The sequence below is a fragment of the Enterobacter cloacae complex sp. genome (assembly GCF_900322725.1).
GTDB classification, from domain to species: domain Bacteria; phylum Pseudomonadota; class Gammaproteobacteria; order Enterobacterales; family Enterobacteriaceae; genus Enterobacter; species Enterobacter quasihormaechei.
On the sequence record NZ_LT991957.1, the window covers coordinates 2563110 to 2576991 of the forward strand.

The window sequence follows — 13882 nt, forward strand, 5'->3', positions numbered from 1 at the left end:
TCACTTTCAACATATTATTAACATAATATCCAAATCATAGTATTCATCCCGCCGATTCTTACCTACTATCGATTAGTCCTTACAAAGGGACCGTCATTTATTTGGCGTATTTAAAGGCCAGAAGAGCCGTAACAACACAGACAGGCATAAACAGGAAAATATCACATGGTAGATCAGGTCAAAGTCGCCGCCGCGGAAGAGGCGACGTCTGAACAGTCGCTACGGCGAAATCTCACAAACCGTCACATTCAGCTCATTGCCATTGGGGGCGCCATCGGCACCGGGCTGTTTATGGGATCGGGCAAAACCATCAGTCTTGCCGGCCCGTCGATCATCTTCGTTTATATGATCATCGGTTTTATGCTCTTCTTCGTGATGCGTGCAATGGGTGAACTGCTGCTCTCGAACCTCGAATATAAATCCTTCAGCGATTTCGCGTCCGACCTGCTCGGTCCTTGGGCAGGCTATTTCACCGGCTGGACCTACTGGTTCTGCTGGGTGGTCACCGGTATGGCGGACGTTGTCGCCATCACGGCCTACGCGCAGTTCTGGTTCCCCGGCCTGTCGGACTGGGTGGCCTCGCTGGCGGTGATTATCCTGCTGCTGAGCCTTAACCTCGCCACCGTAAAAATGTTCGGTGAGATGGAGTTCTGGTTCGCGATGATCAAAATCGTTGCCATCATCGCGCTGATTGTCGTCGGGCTGGTGATGGTGCTGACGCACTTCCAGTCGCCAACCGGCGTTCAGGCGTCGTTTGCCCACCTGTGGAATGACGGCGGCTGGTTCCCGAAAGGCATCAGCGGCTTCTTTGCCGGCTTCCAGATTGCGGTGTTCGCGTTCGTGGGGATTGAGCTGGTCGGCACAACGGCGGCGGAAACCAAAGATCCGGAGAAATCCCTGCCGCGCGCGATTAACTCCATCCCGTTGCGTATCATCATGTTCTACGTATTCGCGCTGATTATCATTATGTCCGTGACGCCGTGGAGCTCGGTGGTGCCAACCAAGAGCCCGTTCGTTGAGCTGTTTGTGCTGGTCGGTCTGCCGGCGGCGGCAAGCCTGATTAACTTCGTGGTGCTTACCTCTGCGGCGTCGTCTGCGAACAGCGGCGTGTTCTCCACCAGCCGTATGCTGTTCGGACTGGCGCAGGAGGGCGTTGCCCCGAGCGCGTTTGCCAAACTCTCAAAACGCGCGGTGCCGGCGAAAGGGCTGACCTTCTCCTGCATCTGCCTGCTGGGCGGCGTGGTGATGCTTTACGTCAACCCGAGCGTAATCGGCGCGTTCACCATGATCACCACGGTGTCGGCGATCCTGTTCATGTTCGTCTGGACCATCATCCTCTGCTCGTACCTGGTGTACCGCAAGCAGCGTCCACACCTGCACGAGAAGTCGATCTACAAGATGCCGCTGGGCAAGCTGATGTGCTGGGTGTGCATGGCGTTCTTCGTCTTTGTGCTGGTGCTGCTGACGCTGGAAGACGATACCCGTCAGGCGCTGATCGTCACGCCACTGTGGTTTATCGCGCTGGGGCTGGGCTGGCTGTTTATCGGTAAGAAACGTATGGCAGGCATGCGTTAAGCATGTGCCGGGTGGCGCTGACGCTTACCCGGCCTACGTTCGAGGACGTTGTAGGCCCGGTAAGCGCTAGCGCTACCGGGCTTTTTTATTTATCAGCCAATGCCCGCGGGAACAGCACGTTATTCTCAAGACTGATGTGCTCCATCAGGTCGTCAATCATCTCATTAATGCCGTTGTACATGGCTTTCCAGGTGGTGCACGCCTCAGGTGGCGGCGTGACGTTGTTGGTGGTGTGTTTGATCACCTCCAGCAGTTCCCCCGCGTCATCATGTTCGCTTTCCATCACGCTGATGGGCCCCATCGCCTGGCTTCCCATTCCCTGTTTAATCATCGGGAAGAGGATCTGCTCTTCTTTCATCATGTGGCTGGAAAGTTCTTCGTGCAGCATGGTCAGGTATTTCGCCAGGCCGCGCGGTACGGAAGGTTTATCGGCGTGAACGCGCTCTACTTTGGTGGCCTGTAAAATCAGCTCCGGCAGCTGTTCACGGTGACGGTCGTGGTAACGCACGATAATGTAGTCGATGATTTCAGCCAGCGGCGCGGTGCGCCAGTCTTTGTCGACAGGCTGTTCTGCCAGCTTAGCCAGCTCCGCTTCAATAGTTTCTACATCCAGCTCTTTACGCGACGCTGCGCGCGCCAGCGTTTGCTTACCGCCGCAGCAGTAATCCATATCGTATTTACGGAACAGCGCAGAAGCGCGAGGGATGGAGAGCGCCAGCTCGCCCAAGGGTTGGTCGCGGAAGGCCATAGGAGTTACCTCATCATCAGAAATATAAGATGCATTTTAAATGCATCTTTAAGGCGATACTATAACCCTTTAGAGGCAAGGGTAAAAGTGAGAGGACGATCACAAAAAAAGCGTGCTTTTAACCTGCTGATTGAATGCAGAAAAAAGCTTTCGAAAGTTTTTTAAGGTGGAGAAACAGTAAACAACCTGCCGCACGTGCCGATAGATACAGGTCAGACAATACCTGCATATCAAAAGGCAACGCATGTTCAAACGTATAAAAGTCATTACTCTTCTCATCTCGGTGCTGCTCGTGCTCGGCATCATGCAGCTGATCTCAGCCGGCATTTTCATTAATGCGCTCAATAACGATAAAGAGAACTTCACCGTTTCTCAGCTTTCCAGCCAGAACGTCGCGGAGTTGACCGACGCCTGGATCAGCCTTAACCAGGCGCGCGTTACCCTCAACCGTGGCATGCTGCGTCTGCAAAGCAGCATGGCATCTCAGATTAACGGCGGGCAGCTGAACGAGCTGGTCAATACCGCGAAAAACCTGCTGGCCGATGCCCAGACCCATTACGATAAATACTACGCGCTGCCGGAAACGCCGGGCATGGACGAGCACCTGGCCGATAGGCTTGAAGAGCAGTATCGCATCTACTCCGCCACGCTGACGCAGATGAACGTTCTGCTGGGTCAGGGCAACCTGGAAGAGATGTTCAAACAAAATGCCGAACACAAGCAGACCGCGATGCAAAAGGTCTACCGCGAGTGGCGCGAGGCGCAGGCCGCGCTCACCGACAAAGGCATCAAGGACAATGAAAGCGACTACAAGCGGATTCTGTGGATCCTTTCTGCGGTCATGCTGCTGGTGGTAGCCGTCATTATCTCCAGCTGGATTGCTATGCGCCGCGTGCTGCTGTTACCGCTGGAAGAGGTGATCAACCACATCCGCGCCATTGCGGCAGGCGATTTAACCCAGCCGATTCACGCTGATGGTAAAAACGAAATGGCGATCCTGGCGCGTAACGTTCAGGAGATGCAGACCGCGCTGGCGAATACGGTGGGCGTGGTGCGCGAAGGCGCAGATACAATCTACACCGGCGCGGGTGAAATCTCGGCCGGCAGTAACGATCTCTCGTCCCGTACCGAGCAGCAGGCCGCCTCCCTGGAAGAGACGGCAGCCAGCATGGAGCAGCTAACCGCTACCGTGAAGCAAAACGCCGATAACGCGCGTCAGGCGTCGCGTCTGGCGCTGGATGCTTCTTCCACCGCGAAGAAGGGCGGAAACGTGGTCGAGGGCGTGGTGCGTACGATGGATGAAATCGCCACCAGCTCCAGCAAGATTGCGCAGATCACCAACGTGATTGACGGTATCGCCTTCCAGACCAACATTCTGGCGCTGAACGCGGCGGTCGAAGCGGCGCGTGCGGGCGAGCAGGGGCGTGGCTTCGCGGTTGTCGCGGGCGAGGTGCGTACCCTTGCACAACGCAGCGCACAGGCGGCGAAAGAGATCAAAGCGCTGATCGATGATTCCGGCGAGCGCGTTAACGCGGGCTCTCAGCTGGTGAATGAAGCGGGGGCGACGATGGCGGAGATCGTCAATGCGGTTACGCGCGTGACGGACATCATGGGCGAGATTGCCTCAGCCTCCGACGAGCAGAGCCGCGGTATCGATCAGGTGGGCCAGGCGGTAGCGGAGATGGATCGCGTTACCCAGCAGAACGCCTCGCTGGTGGAAGAGTCTGCGGCAGCGGCAGCGGCGCTGGAAGATCAGGCCGCGCGCCTGAACGAAGCGGTGGCGGTATTTAAGATCACCCGCAACCAGGCGGTTAAAGCCGCGCCCGTGAAGGCTTACGCGCCTAAGGCGCAGCCCGTAGCAACGGCATCTGAAGCGAACTGGGAAACGTTCTGACATTGTGCCGGGTGGCGCTGACGCTTACCCGGCCTACGGTTTTGTAGGCCCTGCAAGCGAAGCGCCGCTGGGCGAAAAGCTCACCCCTCCGACGCCGGAACAACCCTCGGTTTTTCCGGCTTCACTCTCACCGCAATCACTACCCCAACGACCAGCAGCGCGATCCCGCAGGCCGTTAACAGCGGCGGCATGCTCTGGCGCATCAGGAAGGTATAGAGCAGCCCGGCCAGCGTCTCAAAGACAATCAGCGGCCCTAATATCACCGTCGGCAGCTTCTGGCTGGCAATGTTCCAGCACAGCGCGCCCACCCACGAACACAGCACAGCAATCGCAACCATTAACCCGACGAATACCCACGGGCGCGGTCCGAAGGGCAGGGCGAAATCCGGATGCTGGCTACCCAGCCAGACACACGCACCCGCATAGCCCAGCAGCGAGACGGGAAGCGTGACCAGCGCCTGCGCCGTGGCCCACATCATTGGATGCTTATCCGGGTTTTCCCGCAGCCAGCGTGCGTTGCGCAGGGCATACCAGGCCCAGCAGACCACCGAAATAACCGCCAGAAAGATCCCTGAACCGTAACGCCACATGCTGAAATTTTCCAGACCATGGCGAAGTTCGGCAATATTCACGCAAGCCAGCCCCACGGCGATGCATACCAGCGCGGGCACCATTTTTGACCACGCCAGTTTGCCGTCACGCTGGCTGTACAGCAGGTTCGCGAAAACAGGAATGACGACCGGCAGCGTGCCGATAATCATGGTGGAAACCGGCGCGCCGGTGCGCTGAATAGCACTGGCCAGGCAGACGTAGTAGATCAGGTTGCCCATCATCGTCAGCGCCAGCGCGGTGAGCCAGTCCTGGCGACTCAGCTGGCGCAGACGCGCACGCCCCAGCCACGCCAGCGGCACGGCAATCAGCCCCAGCGCCAGATAGCGTCCGGTCGACTGCAATATCGCCGGGTACTCCGGCACTATCAGCGGGCCGACGAAAATCAGTCCCCACATCAACCCTGCAAGCAGGGCATACAACACGCCGCTAATCATCTTTCCATCCACAGTAATACATGTTGTAGCCAGTGTAGGAGGCACAGATGCGTGCGTATTGTATGAGGTTGCGCATTAGCGCGGCGAAACCTGCTTCTGGTAACGCACGGGCGTAATGCCGTAGCGGCGGGTAAAGGCGCGGGTCAGGTGAGACTGATCGGTCAGCCCCGTTGCGGCGGCGACTTCGGCGGCAGGCATGCCGTGAGTGAGAAACGCCTTTGCGCGCCACAGGCGAATCGCCATCAGCATCTGGTGTGGCGTAACGTGGAAATGGGCTTTGAACTGGCGCTGGAAATGGTACGGACTGAGCGAAACGACGCTCGCCAGCTCGTCCAGGGTGAGCGCGCGCATATAGTTGTCGTGCAGATAGTCGCGAACGCGCTCGAAGCGGTGCGCGCCCTCCCGGGCTACCGGCGCATGACGGGCCAGCGGCTGGAACGTCTCAATCAGATCCAGCAGCAATCCTTTCTGCGCCAGCGGATCGTCCGTGTGCCACAGGCCATAAATCAACTGGCCTATCTGTTGCGAACGCAGCGGATCGTGACGCGTGACGTCGCTAAACCACCAGTGGCGCAGGCCGGTGACTTCTTCCAGCAGGTCGGGTTCGATATAGATCATCCGGTAGCGCCAGCCGCCTTCGGTGGCGGATTCTCCGGTGTGGATCTCGTCCGGGTTCATGGTCACGACGGATTTTTCCGCGGCAAGATGCTGGGTACCGCGATAGCGGAAGCGTTCGGCGCCGGTTTCAATGGTGCCGATGCCAAACGCTTCGTGAGTGTGCGGCTCGAAGGCGTAGTCAGAGATATGGGCGTGATAAAGCTCCAGACCCGGCAGCTGCGCCAGATGGCGAAAGCGCGCGCTGTCTCTCTCATCAGTAAACTGTTCCGGTACGCCTTGCACGGTGAGCCTCCTCGTGGGTCATCGCCTCATTATCAGAGATGACCCGAAGTGATGCCACCAAAAATAACCAATTCTTAACAATTACAGAATCGCTTTGATGCTCTCCGCCAGCGGCGTGGTCGGGCGACCGATCAGTTTGCTCAGGGTACGGCTGTCGTCAAACAGGCCGCCTTTGGACGCGCCGGTGTCGGAATCCGCCAGCATATCCGCCAGCCCGGCAGGCAGGCCAGCGCCCTTCAGCGCGGCGGCGAAGTCCGCTTCGCTCAGGTTCTGATACGCCACCGGCTTGCCGCTCAGTCTGCTCAGCTCCGCCGTCAGTTCGCTCAGCGTCCAGGCACTGTCGCCCGCCAGTTCATACACCTTGCCGGCATGACCCTCTTCAGAAACCACTTTTGCTGCCGCCGCCGCGTAATCCGCCCGGGTCGCCGAGGCAATTTTGCCTTCACCTGCGGCACCAATAAATACGCCGTGTTCCAGGGCAGGCGGCACGCTCGCAAGATAGTTTTCGGTATACCAGCCGTTGCGCAGCAGGGTGTAAGGTACGCCGGATTCAGCCAGCGCTTTCTCGGTTTCTACGTGTTCAACGTGCAGACCCAGCGGGGAGGTATCCGCATGCAGCAGGCTGGTGTAGGCGATAAGTTTCACCCCAGCGGCTTTGGCGGCGTTAATCACGTTCTGATGCTGTGCGGCGCGCTGGCCCACTTCGCTGGAGGAGATAAGCAGCAGCTTATCCACGCCGTTCAGGGCGGTGGTGAACGCGGCCTGGTCGGTATAGTCCGCCTGACGTACCACCATTCCCCGCTGGCTTAAGGCGTCGGCTTTTGCCGGGTTACGCACAATAGCCACGATCTGGCTGGCCGGAACGGTTTTCAGCAGTTCTTCAATAACGAGTTGGCCAAGCTGGCCGGTTGCGCCGGTAATCGCGATCATGATGAATCTCCTTCGTGTTTGTCTGGTGTTGTGGCACACTATCACCATCACTAACTTTTAGTAAGTACGTACAAAAAGGTAAGTATGAAAACAACGGTACCGACGCTCAGCGAGCAAATGCGCGATGGCAACCTCTTTGCGGAACAGTGTCCGTCAAGGGAGGTGCTCAAACACGTTACCAGCCGCTGGGGAGTGCTGATCCTGGTGGCATTGCGTCAGGGCACGCATCGCTTCAGCGACCTGCGCCGCAAGATGGGCGGCGTCAGCGAGAAAATGCTGGCCCAGTCGCTCCAGGCGCTGGAGCAGGACGGGTTTGTTAACCGCGTTTCTTATCCGGTTGTGCCGCCGCACGTGGAGTATAGTCTGACCCCGATGGGTATCGAGGTCAGCGAGAAAGTCGCCGCGCTGGCGGACTGGATTGAGGTGAAGACGCCGCAGGTGATGGCGAATCGGGATGAGCGTGCGGCGTAAAAGCCGGGAGGCGCGCAAACCCAGAGCCCGTAGGCCGGGTAAGGCGAAGCCGCCACCCGGCAATTACACTACTTGCTCAAATCCACCTGATAAATCGCGAACCCGATATCATCCGTCGCGACCTTTTTCATCGGATACTGCGCGTTATCCCTGATAAACGCGGCGGCTTTATCGGACGGCGATGTCTCAAAGCGAATATCCAGCGTCGTGTCGCTGTGGATTGGCGCCAGACGCCAGTTGTTGTCCACCGCCGGATGAATTTCACCCGCCTTTTTCGTCTCTGCGCTAATCCACGCCGCCAGCACCGAGCGGTTCTCGTCCGGCGAGGCAAAGGCGATGTGGCTGTCACCCGTACCGGCAAACTTACCGCCGTAAGCGCGGTAGTTGTTGGTCACCACCAGGAAGGTAGCATTCGGGTCAATGGCCTTGCCGTTGAAGGTCAGGTTTTTAATGCGCTCCGCCTGCGGATTAATGGCCTGGCATTCGCCGTCATATTTCGCGGGCTGGGTAACATCAATCTGATACTTCACGCCGTCGATCACGTCGAAGTTGTAGGTGCGAAAACCGTCCCAGTTAATCAGCGACTGCGGCTTGCTGCTGTGCGGATCGATCTGATTGAACTGCCCGGCAGAGCACTCCAGCCACTCCTTCACCTCTTTTCCCGTGGCTTTCACCACCACGAGGGTGTTGGGATAGAGGTAGAGATCCGCGGCATTACGGAAGGTCAGCTGGCCTTTTTCCACCTCAACGTAGCTGGCCGGATCGTTCTTACGTCCGCCCACTTTGAATGGCGCCGCGGCAGACAGTACCGGCAGATTGGCCAGGTCCGGATCGCCCTGAATATAGTCCTCGACGTAGGCTTTCTGGGCCATGTTGACTACCTGCACGGTCGGATCGTCCTGTACCAGCGCCAGGAAGCTATACATGTTGTCGGCGGATTTACCGATCGGCTTGCTGACAAATTCACGCGTGGCGTCGTGATCGTGCTTCAGGACGTCGACCAGCGCTTTGTCTTCATTCGCGAGTGATTTTTTGGCCACCGCGTCGTAGATCGGGCGCGCTTCCGCCTTCGACTGGGTGACTTTCCAGCTTCCGCTGTCGTTGTTCAACACCAGATCCACCACCCCGAGGTGATCGCCCCACATCCCCGGCATCACCGCTGGCACGCCGTTGAGCGTGCCTTTTTCAATATCTGCGCCTTTGATGCTGGCGAAGTCTTTACCCGGGAAGACGGCGTGGGCGTGGCCGAACAGGATCGCATCGACGCCCGGTACCTGGCTGAGGTAATACACCGAGTTCTCAGCCATCGCCCGATACGGATCTGCCGACAGGCCTGAGTGGGCCACCACCACCACCACGTCCGCGCCTTTCGCACGCATTTCCGGCACGTATTTGCGCGCCGTTTCGGTAATGTCGTTGACGGTCACTTTCCCGTCGAGGTTGGCTTTATCCCACGTCATGATTTGCGGCGGTACAAAGCCGATATAGCCGATTTTCAGCGTCTGTTTTTTACCGTCCTTGTCGACCACTTCGGTCTCTTTAATCACGTAAGGGGTAAAAAGCGGCTTCTCCGTCTTAGCGTCGATGATATTGGCGTTAACGTACGGGAACGTTGCCCCTGCCAGCGCGTCGTGCAGGTATTTCAGGCCGTAGTTAAATTCGTGATTACCGAGGTTGCCGACGGCATAGTCCAGCGTATTCATTGCCTTATAAACAGGATGGATCTCGCCTTTCTTCAGCCCCTTCGCCGCCATGTAGTCGCCGAGCGGGCTGCCCTGAATGAGATCGCCGTTGTCCACCAGCACGCTGTTTTTTACTTCACCGCGGGCGGCGTTGATTAAACTTGCCGTACGTACCAGTCCGAATTTTTCGACAGGCGTATCTTTGTAGTAATCGAAGTCCATCATGTTGCCGTGCAGATCGGTCGTTTCCAGAATACGGAGATCCACCGTCGCTGCCTGAACGCTGGCCGCAATCAGCGTTGCCAGGAGCGTTGCGCTAAACTTAATCATCTGAGGAGTCCTTTTTTCGATCCAAGCCACAAAAGAATATGTATGTAGTATTTGTTGCTTACAGAAGTGTGAATGCTGCCAGAAAAAAGAGCGCTGAAACCAGAATTGCTTCACAGATAGCGGAATTGTTCACATTACGATATAACTAAAACAATAAGTTATGCCCACTGCGTTAACGAAGAGGTGGAGAATGTTAGATAAAATTTGTCAGCTCGCACGGGATGCGGGTGATGCCATTATGCAGGTGTACGACGGTGCAAAACCGATGGACGTTGTCAGCAAAGCGGACGACTCCCCGGTGACGGCGGCGGATATCGCGGCGCATGCGGTGATCCTGAAAGGCTTGCAGGCCCTGACGCCGGATATTCCGGTCCTTTCTGAAGAAGCGCCCCAGAGCTGGGACGAACGTCAGCACTGGCAGCGTTACTGGCTGGTCGATCCGCTGGACGGTACGAAAGAGTTCATCAAGCGTAACGGTGAGTTCACCGTCAACATCGCCCTGATTGAAAAAGGAAAGGCGGTGCTCGGCGTGGTCTACGCCCCGGTGATGAAGGTGATGTACAGCGCGGCGGAAGGCAAAGCCTGGAAGGAAGAGTGCAGCGTACGTAAGCAGATCCAGGTGCGCGATGCCCGTCCTCCGCTGGTGGTGATCAGCCGCTCGCACAGCGACAGCGAGCTGGAAGAGTACCTGCAACAGCTGGGCGAACACCAGACGACGTCGATCGGATCGTCGCTGAAGTTCTGCCTGGTGGCAGAAGGGCAGGCGCAGCTGTACCCCCGTTTCGGGCCGACTAACGTCTGGGATACCGCCGCAGGCCACGCCGTTGCCGCAGCGGCGGGCGCGCATGTGCATGACTGGCAGGGTAAGCCGCTGGACTATACCCCGCGCGAGTCATTCCTGAACCCGGGCTTCCGGGTGTCACTCTACTGATCCAGCAGCTTGTGCAGCAGGGCAACCACCTGCTGCACCTCATCCTGCGTCAGCGCCCCGTCTTTAACCCACTGCACGCGGCCCGCTTTATCCAGCACGATAATCGCTGAGCTCTCCTCTTCCAGCTGCCACGCCTTACGCGTCACGCCGTTGCTGTCGACAATAAACTGCGACCACGGATAGAGCTTCTTATTGCTCTCGAGGCTTGAGCGCACAAACATCCCGGAGCCGGGAATCGCATCGTCGGTATTCACGATGGTGGTGGTCTGGTAGCGATCGTGCGGGAGTTTTGCGGTCTTGATCGCCTCCACAAGGGTCGCGTTTTTCTCTTTTGCGGATGTACGTCCGGCAATATGTTGTACAACTCTCACTTTGCCTGCGAGCTGCGCGCTATTCCAGGCTTTATAGCTAAACTTATCATTGTCGAGAATCAATTCTCCCCGGTCAGCAATACCGACTGGCGGAACGCGTTCTCCTTTTTCAATGTTGTGTGCGGAAGCCATCAGCGGCAGCAACAGGCAAGCTGCTGCCAGGAGGTTACGTAGGGTCATGGTGTTTCCTTATTGTGAGCAGGTGATCCGACCACTTGGTCATGCGCTTTTAATCATAAGTGCGATCAATGGGCTTTTCCCGCAATCCCGATGCCAGTTTGCGGGCGAACGCACATATCCACGCAAAAACGACGGCATATACTGCTCTGCATCACGCTTTGCAAAGATTATTCTGAATAATTGTAATCAAACGGTAAATAAACTTATGCACACTGGGTAAGTACGAGGTTCTGGTCTATAGTCATTGGGCATCAAAATTTGCGCTCAGGACAGTCGGGCCGATTGTGGCACCGCAAGGGCGTATGATTCGCAGGAGATACAAGAATGAAAATTTTCCAACGCTACAACCCGCTTCAGGTGGCGAAGTACGTGAAGATCCTGTTCCGTGGACGGTTGTATATCAAGGATGTTGGCGCTTTTGAGTTCGATAAGGGCAAAATCCTTATCCCAAAAGTGAAGGACAAACAGCACCTGTCTGTGATGTCCGAAGTCAACCGTCAGGTTATGCGTCTGCAAACTGAGATGGCTTAACCAACGTGCTATGCAGTAGTCGTTAAAAAGACGGCTCCCGATGGGAGCCGTTGATGTTTGTGGGGCAGGCGAAGGATTACGCCGACACCTTCTCTTCCGCATCTGGCAGTTTCGGCACCAGCACGGTCGGTTTACTATCAATGCGCGTCACCAGCAGCTGGTCGATGCGGTAGTTATCAATATCCACCACTTCAAACTTGAAGCCGGAGAACTTCACCGAGTCGGTACGTTTCGGGATCTTACGCAGCATAAACATCATAAAGCCGCCGATGGTCTCGTAGTTTCCGGACTGCGGGAACTCGTCGATATCCAGCACGCGCATCACGTCCTCAATCGGCGTACCGCCGTCAATCAGCCATGAGTTCTCGTCACGCTGCACAATTTGCTCTTCCAGCCCCTGGCCGACCAGGTCGCCCATCAGCGTCGTCATGACGTCGTTGAGGGTGATAATGCCCACCACCAGCGCATATTCGTTCATGATCACCGCGAAGTCTTCACCCGCAGTTTTGAAGCTTTCCAGCGCTTCGGAGAGCGTCAGGGTGTCCGGCACAATCAGGGTATTGCGGATCTGCACGCCGCTGTTCAGCGCCAGGCTCTGGTTTGCCAGCACGCGGTTCAGCAGGTCTTTGGAGTCCACATAGCCGATGATATGGTCGATATCTTCGTTACAGACCAGGAATTTGGAGTGCGGATGCTGCGCCACTTTGGTCTTCAGGCTCTGCTCATCTTCATGCAGATCGAACCAGATGATGTTCTCACGGCCGGTCATGGAAGAGGGAACGGTACGGGATTCCAGTTCGAAAACGTTCTCAATCAGCTCGTGTTCCTGCTTGCGCAGCACGCCTGCCAGCGCCCCGGCTTCAACCACGGCGTAAATATCATCGGATGTGATGTCGTCTTTACGCACCATCGGCAGCTTGAAGATGCGGAAAATGACGTTCGCCAGGCCGTTAAAGAACCACACCAGCGGGCGGAAGACGTACAGACAGAAGCGCATCGGGTTGATGATACGCAAAGCCACAGCTTCTGGCGCAATCATACCGATGCGTTTCGGGGTCAGGTCCGCGAATAGAATGAACAAACCGGTGACCAGCGAGAAGGAGAGGATGAAGCTCAACTGCTCGGCCAGCTCTACGGACATGTACTTTACAAAGAGGCTATAAAACGCCGGAGAAAATGCTGCATCGCCCACGATACCGCCAAGAATGGCGACCGCGTTCAGGCCAATCTGCACCACGGTAAAGAACATGCCGGGATTTTCCTGCATTTTCAAAATGCGTGATGCGTTGATGTTGCCCTCGTCGGCAAGCAGCTTCAGTTTGATTTTACGGGAGGCAGCCAGCGAGATCTCCGATATCGAGAAAAATGCACTGACGGCAATAAGACAAAGTATTACTAAAATACTGTTTAACATAGTTTATCTGGCTTCTCGCCAGATCCTCAGAAGGGGAGTTGATACCATTCGTGTGAAGACACATTGAAGTCAGCTCGTAGCGTTGAGCCGATTATTTCAGCGGTAGTATAGCGTAAAGGCGTGTAAATCTGCCAGAGGTCACGTTTTCGACAAATAAGGTGGGCCTGCGGCGGGGAGTGTGGTTGAGTTATGCGCCACGCGGCTCGCGTGGCGCTAGTGCAGTAATCAGGCGTGCTGTGGAGGCAGGCAAACGCCGATGCCGCCAATCCCGCAGTAGCCGTACGGATTTTTATGCAGATACTGCTGGTGATCGTCTTCGGCATAGTAGAACGGTTTCGCGGTAGCGATTTCGGTCGTCACCTGGCGTTTATCGCCAGCGGCCTGCATCGCTTCCTGGAAACGCGTCAGGCTGGCGTGGGCCGCAGCCTCCTGCTCTGGGGTGAGCGGATAAATAGCCGAACGGTATTGGGTGCCGTGATCGTTACCCTGACGCATGCCCTGCGCCGGATCATGGTTTTCCCAGAACACCTGGAGCAGCTGTTCATAGCTGATAACGCTCGGGTCATACACCACACGGACCGCCTCGGCATGCCCGGTTTCGCCGGAACAGACTTCGCGGTAGGTTGGGTTAGGCGTATACCCTCCGGTATAGCCCGCAGCGGTACTGTAAACGCCCGGCAGCTGCCAGAACAGGCGCTCTACGCCCCAGAAGCAGCCCATGGCAAACAGGGCGATCTCCATTCCATCAGGAACATTTGTCATTGAATGGTTGTTTACGGCGTGTAATGTCGCCACTGGCATAGGGGTGTTGCGTCCCGGTAACGCATCGGCTTGTGATACCAGATGCTTTTTATCGAATAAACTCACGGTGGGGCCTCC

General features: G+C 56.7%; 13 protein-coding genes. 5 read left to right on the plus strand and 8 right to left on the minus strand.

Going from position 1 to position 13882, the window contains the following annotated elements; translation table 11 throughout:
* Positions 1-165 precede the first annotated feature (165 nt).
* Positions 166-1575, plus strand: coding sequence for a D-serine/D-alanine/glycine transporter (gene cycA / locus DBR02_RS12825; RefSeq protein WP_063450909.1), 1410 nt, complete (start codon positions 166-168; stop codon positions 1573-1575).
* A gap of 85 nt (positions 1576-1660) precedes the next feature.
* On the opposite strand, the gene ytfE is transcribed toward cycA, so the two are convergent.
* A complete protein-coding gene (gene ytfE / locus DBR02_RS12830; protein WP_107534517.1) occupies positions 1661-2323 on the minus strand; it encodes an iron-sulfur cluster repair protein YtfE in 663 nt (220 codons plus the stop codon).
* A 244-nt stretch (positions 2324-2567) separates the two neighbouring features.
* On the opposite strand from ytfE, the gene DBR02_RS12835 reads away from it, so the two are divergent.
* Positions 2568-4217: a methyl-accepting chemotaxis protein gene (locus DBR02_RS12835; protein ID WP_107534518.1), complete on the plus strand. Its 1650-nt coding sequence runs from the start codon at positions 2568-2570 to the stop codon at positions 4215-4217.
* An 80-nt stretch (positions 4218-4297) separates the two neighbouring features.
* Here the strand turns inward: DBR02_RS12835 and DBR02_RS12840 are convergent, their stop codons facing one another.
* From DBR02_RS12840 to DBR02_RS12850, 3 genes are all read right to left on the minus strand, one after another.
* Complete coding sequence (locus DBR02_RS12840) at positions 4298-5263, minus strand: DMT family transporter (RefSeq protein ID WP_107534519.1); 966 nt, start codon at positions 5261-5263, stop codon at positions 4298-4300.
* A gap of 75 nt (positions 5264-5338) precedes the next feature.
* Positions 5339-6163 carry an AraC family transcriptional regulator gene (locus DBR02_RS12845; RefSeq protein ID WP_107534520.1) on the minus strand — a complete coding sequence of 275 codons (825 nt, stop codon included), beginning with the start codon at positions 6161-6163 and terminating at the stop codon, positions 5339-5341.
* Between the two features lie 81 nt (positions 6164-6244).
* Positions 6245-7093, minus strand: coding sequence for an SDR family oxidoreductase (locus DBR02_RS12850; RefSeq protein WP_107534521.1), 849 nt, complete (start codon positions 7091-7093; stop codon positions 6245-6247).
* Positions 7094-7177: 84 nt separating this feature from the next.
* On the opposite strand from DBR02_RS12850, the gene DBR02_RS12855 reads away from it, so the two are divergent.
* Positions 7178-7564 (plus strand): winged helix-turn-helix transcriptional regulator, encoded by a 387-nt coding sequence (locus DBR02_RS12855; RefSeq protein WP_173937194.1) that lies wholly within the window; start codon positions 7178-7180, stop codon positions 7562-7564.
* Positions 7565-7632: 68 nt separating this feature from the next.
* Here the strand turns inward: DBR02_RS12855 and DBR02_RS12860 are convergent, their stop codons facing one another.
* Positions 7633-9576, minus strand: a complete 1944-nt coding sequence (locus tag DBR02_RS12860) for a bifunctional 2',3'-cyclic-nucleotide 2'-phosphodiesterase/3'-nucleotidase (RefSeq protein WP_107534522.1) — start codon at positions 9574-9576, stop codon at positions 7633-7635.
* A 190-nt stretch (positions 9577-9766) separates the two neighbouring features.
* Here DBR02_RS12860 and cysQ point away from each other — a divergent pair, with 190 nt between their 5' ends.
* Positions 9767-10507, plus strand: a complete 741-nt coding sequence (gene cysQ, locus DBR02_RS12865) for a 3'(2'),5'-bisphosphate nucleotidase CysQ (protein WP_107534523.1) — start codon at positions 9767-9769, stop codon at positions 10505-10507.
* Here cysQ and DBR02_RS12870 read toward each other — a convergent pair.
* A complete protein-coding gene (locus DBR02_RS12870) occupies positions 10501-11058 on the minus strand; it encodes a YtfJ family protein (protein ID WP_063867176.1) in 558 nt (185 codons plus the stop codon). The genes cysQ and DBR02_RS12870 overlap by 7 nt on opposite strands.
* 324 nt (positions 11059-11382) lie before the next feature.
* On the opposite strand from DBR02_RS12870, the gene DBR02_RS12875 reads away from it, so the two are divergent.
* On the plus strand, positions 11383-11589 hold the full coding sequence (locus tag DBR02_RS12875) for a DUF1107 domain-containing protein (protein WP_003856054.1): 207 nt from the start codon (positions 11383-11385) through the stop codon (positions 11587-11589).
* A 76-nt stretch (positions 11590-11665) separates the two neighbouring features.
* On the opposite strand, the gene DBR02_RS12880 is transcribed toward DBR02_RS12875, so the two are convergent.
* Together DBR02_RS12880 and msrA are read right to left on the minus strand one after the other, a co-directional pair.
* Positions 11666-13003, minus strand: coding sequence for a hemolysin family protein (locus tag DBR02_RS12880; RefSeq protein ID WP_006810357.1), 1338 nt, complete (start codon positions 13001-13003; stop codon positions 11666-11668).
* Positions 13004-13228: 225 nt separating this feature from the next.
* Positions 13229-13870 (minus strand): peptide-methionine (S)-S-oxide reductase MsrA, encoded by a 642-nt coding sequence (gene msrA, locus DBR02_RS12885; RefSeq protein WP_063867179.1) that lies wholly within the window; start codon positions 13868-13870, stop codon positions 13229-13231.
* Positions 13871-13882: the final 12 nt, after the last annotated feature.

Coding starts and splice junctions, on each gene's coding strand:
- cycA (WP_063450909.1), top strand. CDS start 166: ATGGTAGATCAGGTCAAAGTCGCCGCCGCGGAAGAGGCGACGTCTGAA.
- ytfE (WP_107534517.1), bottom strand. CDS start 2,323: ATGGCCTTCCGCGACCAACCCTTGGGCGAGCTGGCGCTCTCCATCCCT.
- DBR02_RS12835 (WP_107534518.1), top strand. CDS start 2,568: ATGTTCAAACGTATAAAAGTCATTACTCTTCTCATCTCGGTGCTGCTC.
- DBR02_RS12840 (WP_107534519.1), bottom strand. CDS start 5,263: ATGATTAGCGGCGTGTTGTATGCCCTGCTTGCAGGGTTGATGTGGGGA.
- DBR02_RS12850 (WP_107534521.1), bottom strand. CDS start 7,093: ATGATCGCGATTACCGGCGCAACCGGCCAGCTTGGCCAACTCGTTATT.
- DBR02_RS12855 (WP_173937194.1), top strand. CDS start 7,178: ATGAAAACAACGGTACCGACGCTCAGCGAGCAAATGCGCGATGGCAAC.
- DBR02_RS12860 (WP_107534522.1), bottom strand. CDS start 9,576: ATGATTAAGTTTAGCGCAACGCTCCTGGCAACGCTGATTGCGGCCAGC.
- cysQ (WP_107534523.1), top strand. CDS start 9,767: ATGTTAGATAAAATTTGTCAGCTCGCACGGGATGCGGGTGATGCCATT.
- DBR02_RS12870 (WP_063867176.1), bottom strand. CDS start 11,058: ATGACCCTACGTAACCTCCTGGCAGCAGCTTGCCTGTTGCTGCCGCTG.
- DBR02_RS12875 (WP_003856054.1), top strand. CDS start 11,383: ATGAAAATTTTCCAACGCTACAACCCGCTTCAGGTGGCGAAGTACGTG.
- DBR02_RS12880 (WP_006810357.1), bottom strand. CDS start 13,003: ATGTTAAACAGTATTTTAGTAATACTTTGTCTTATTGCCGTCAGTGCA.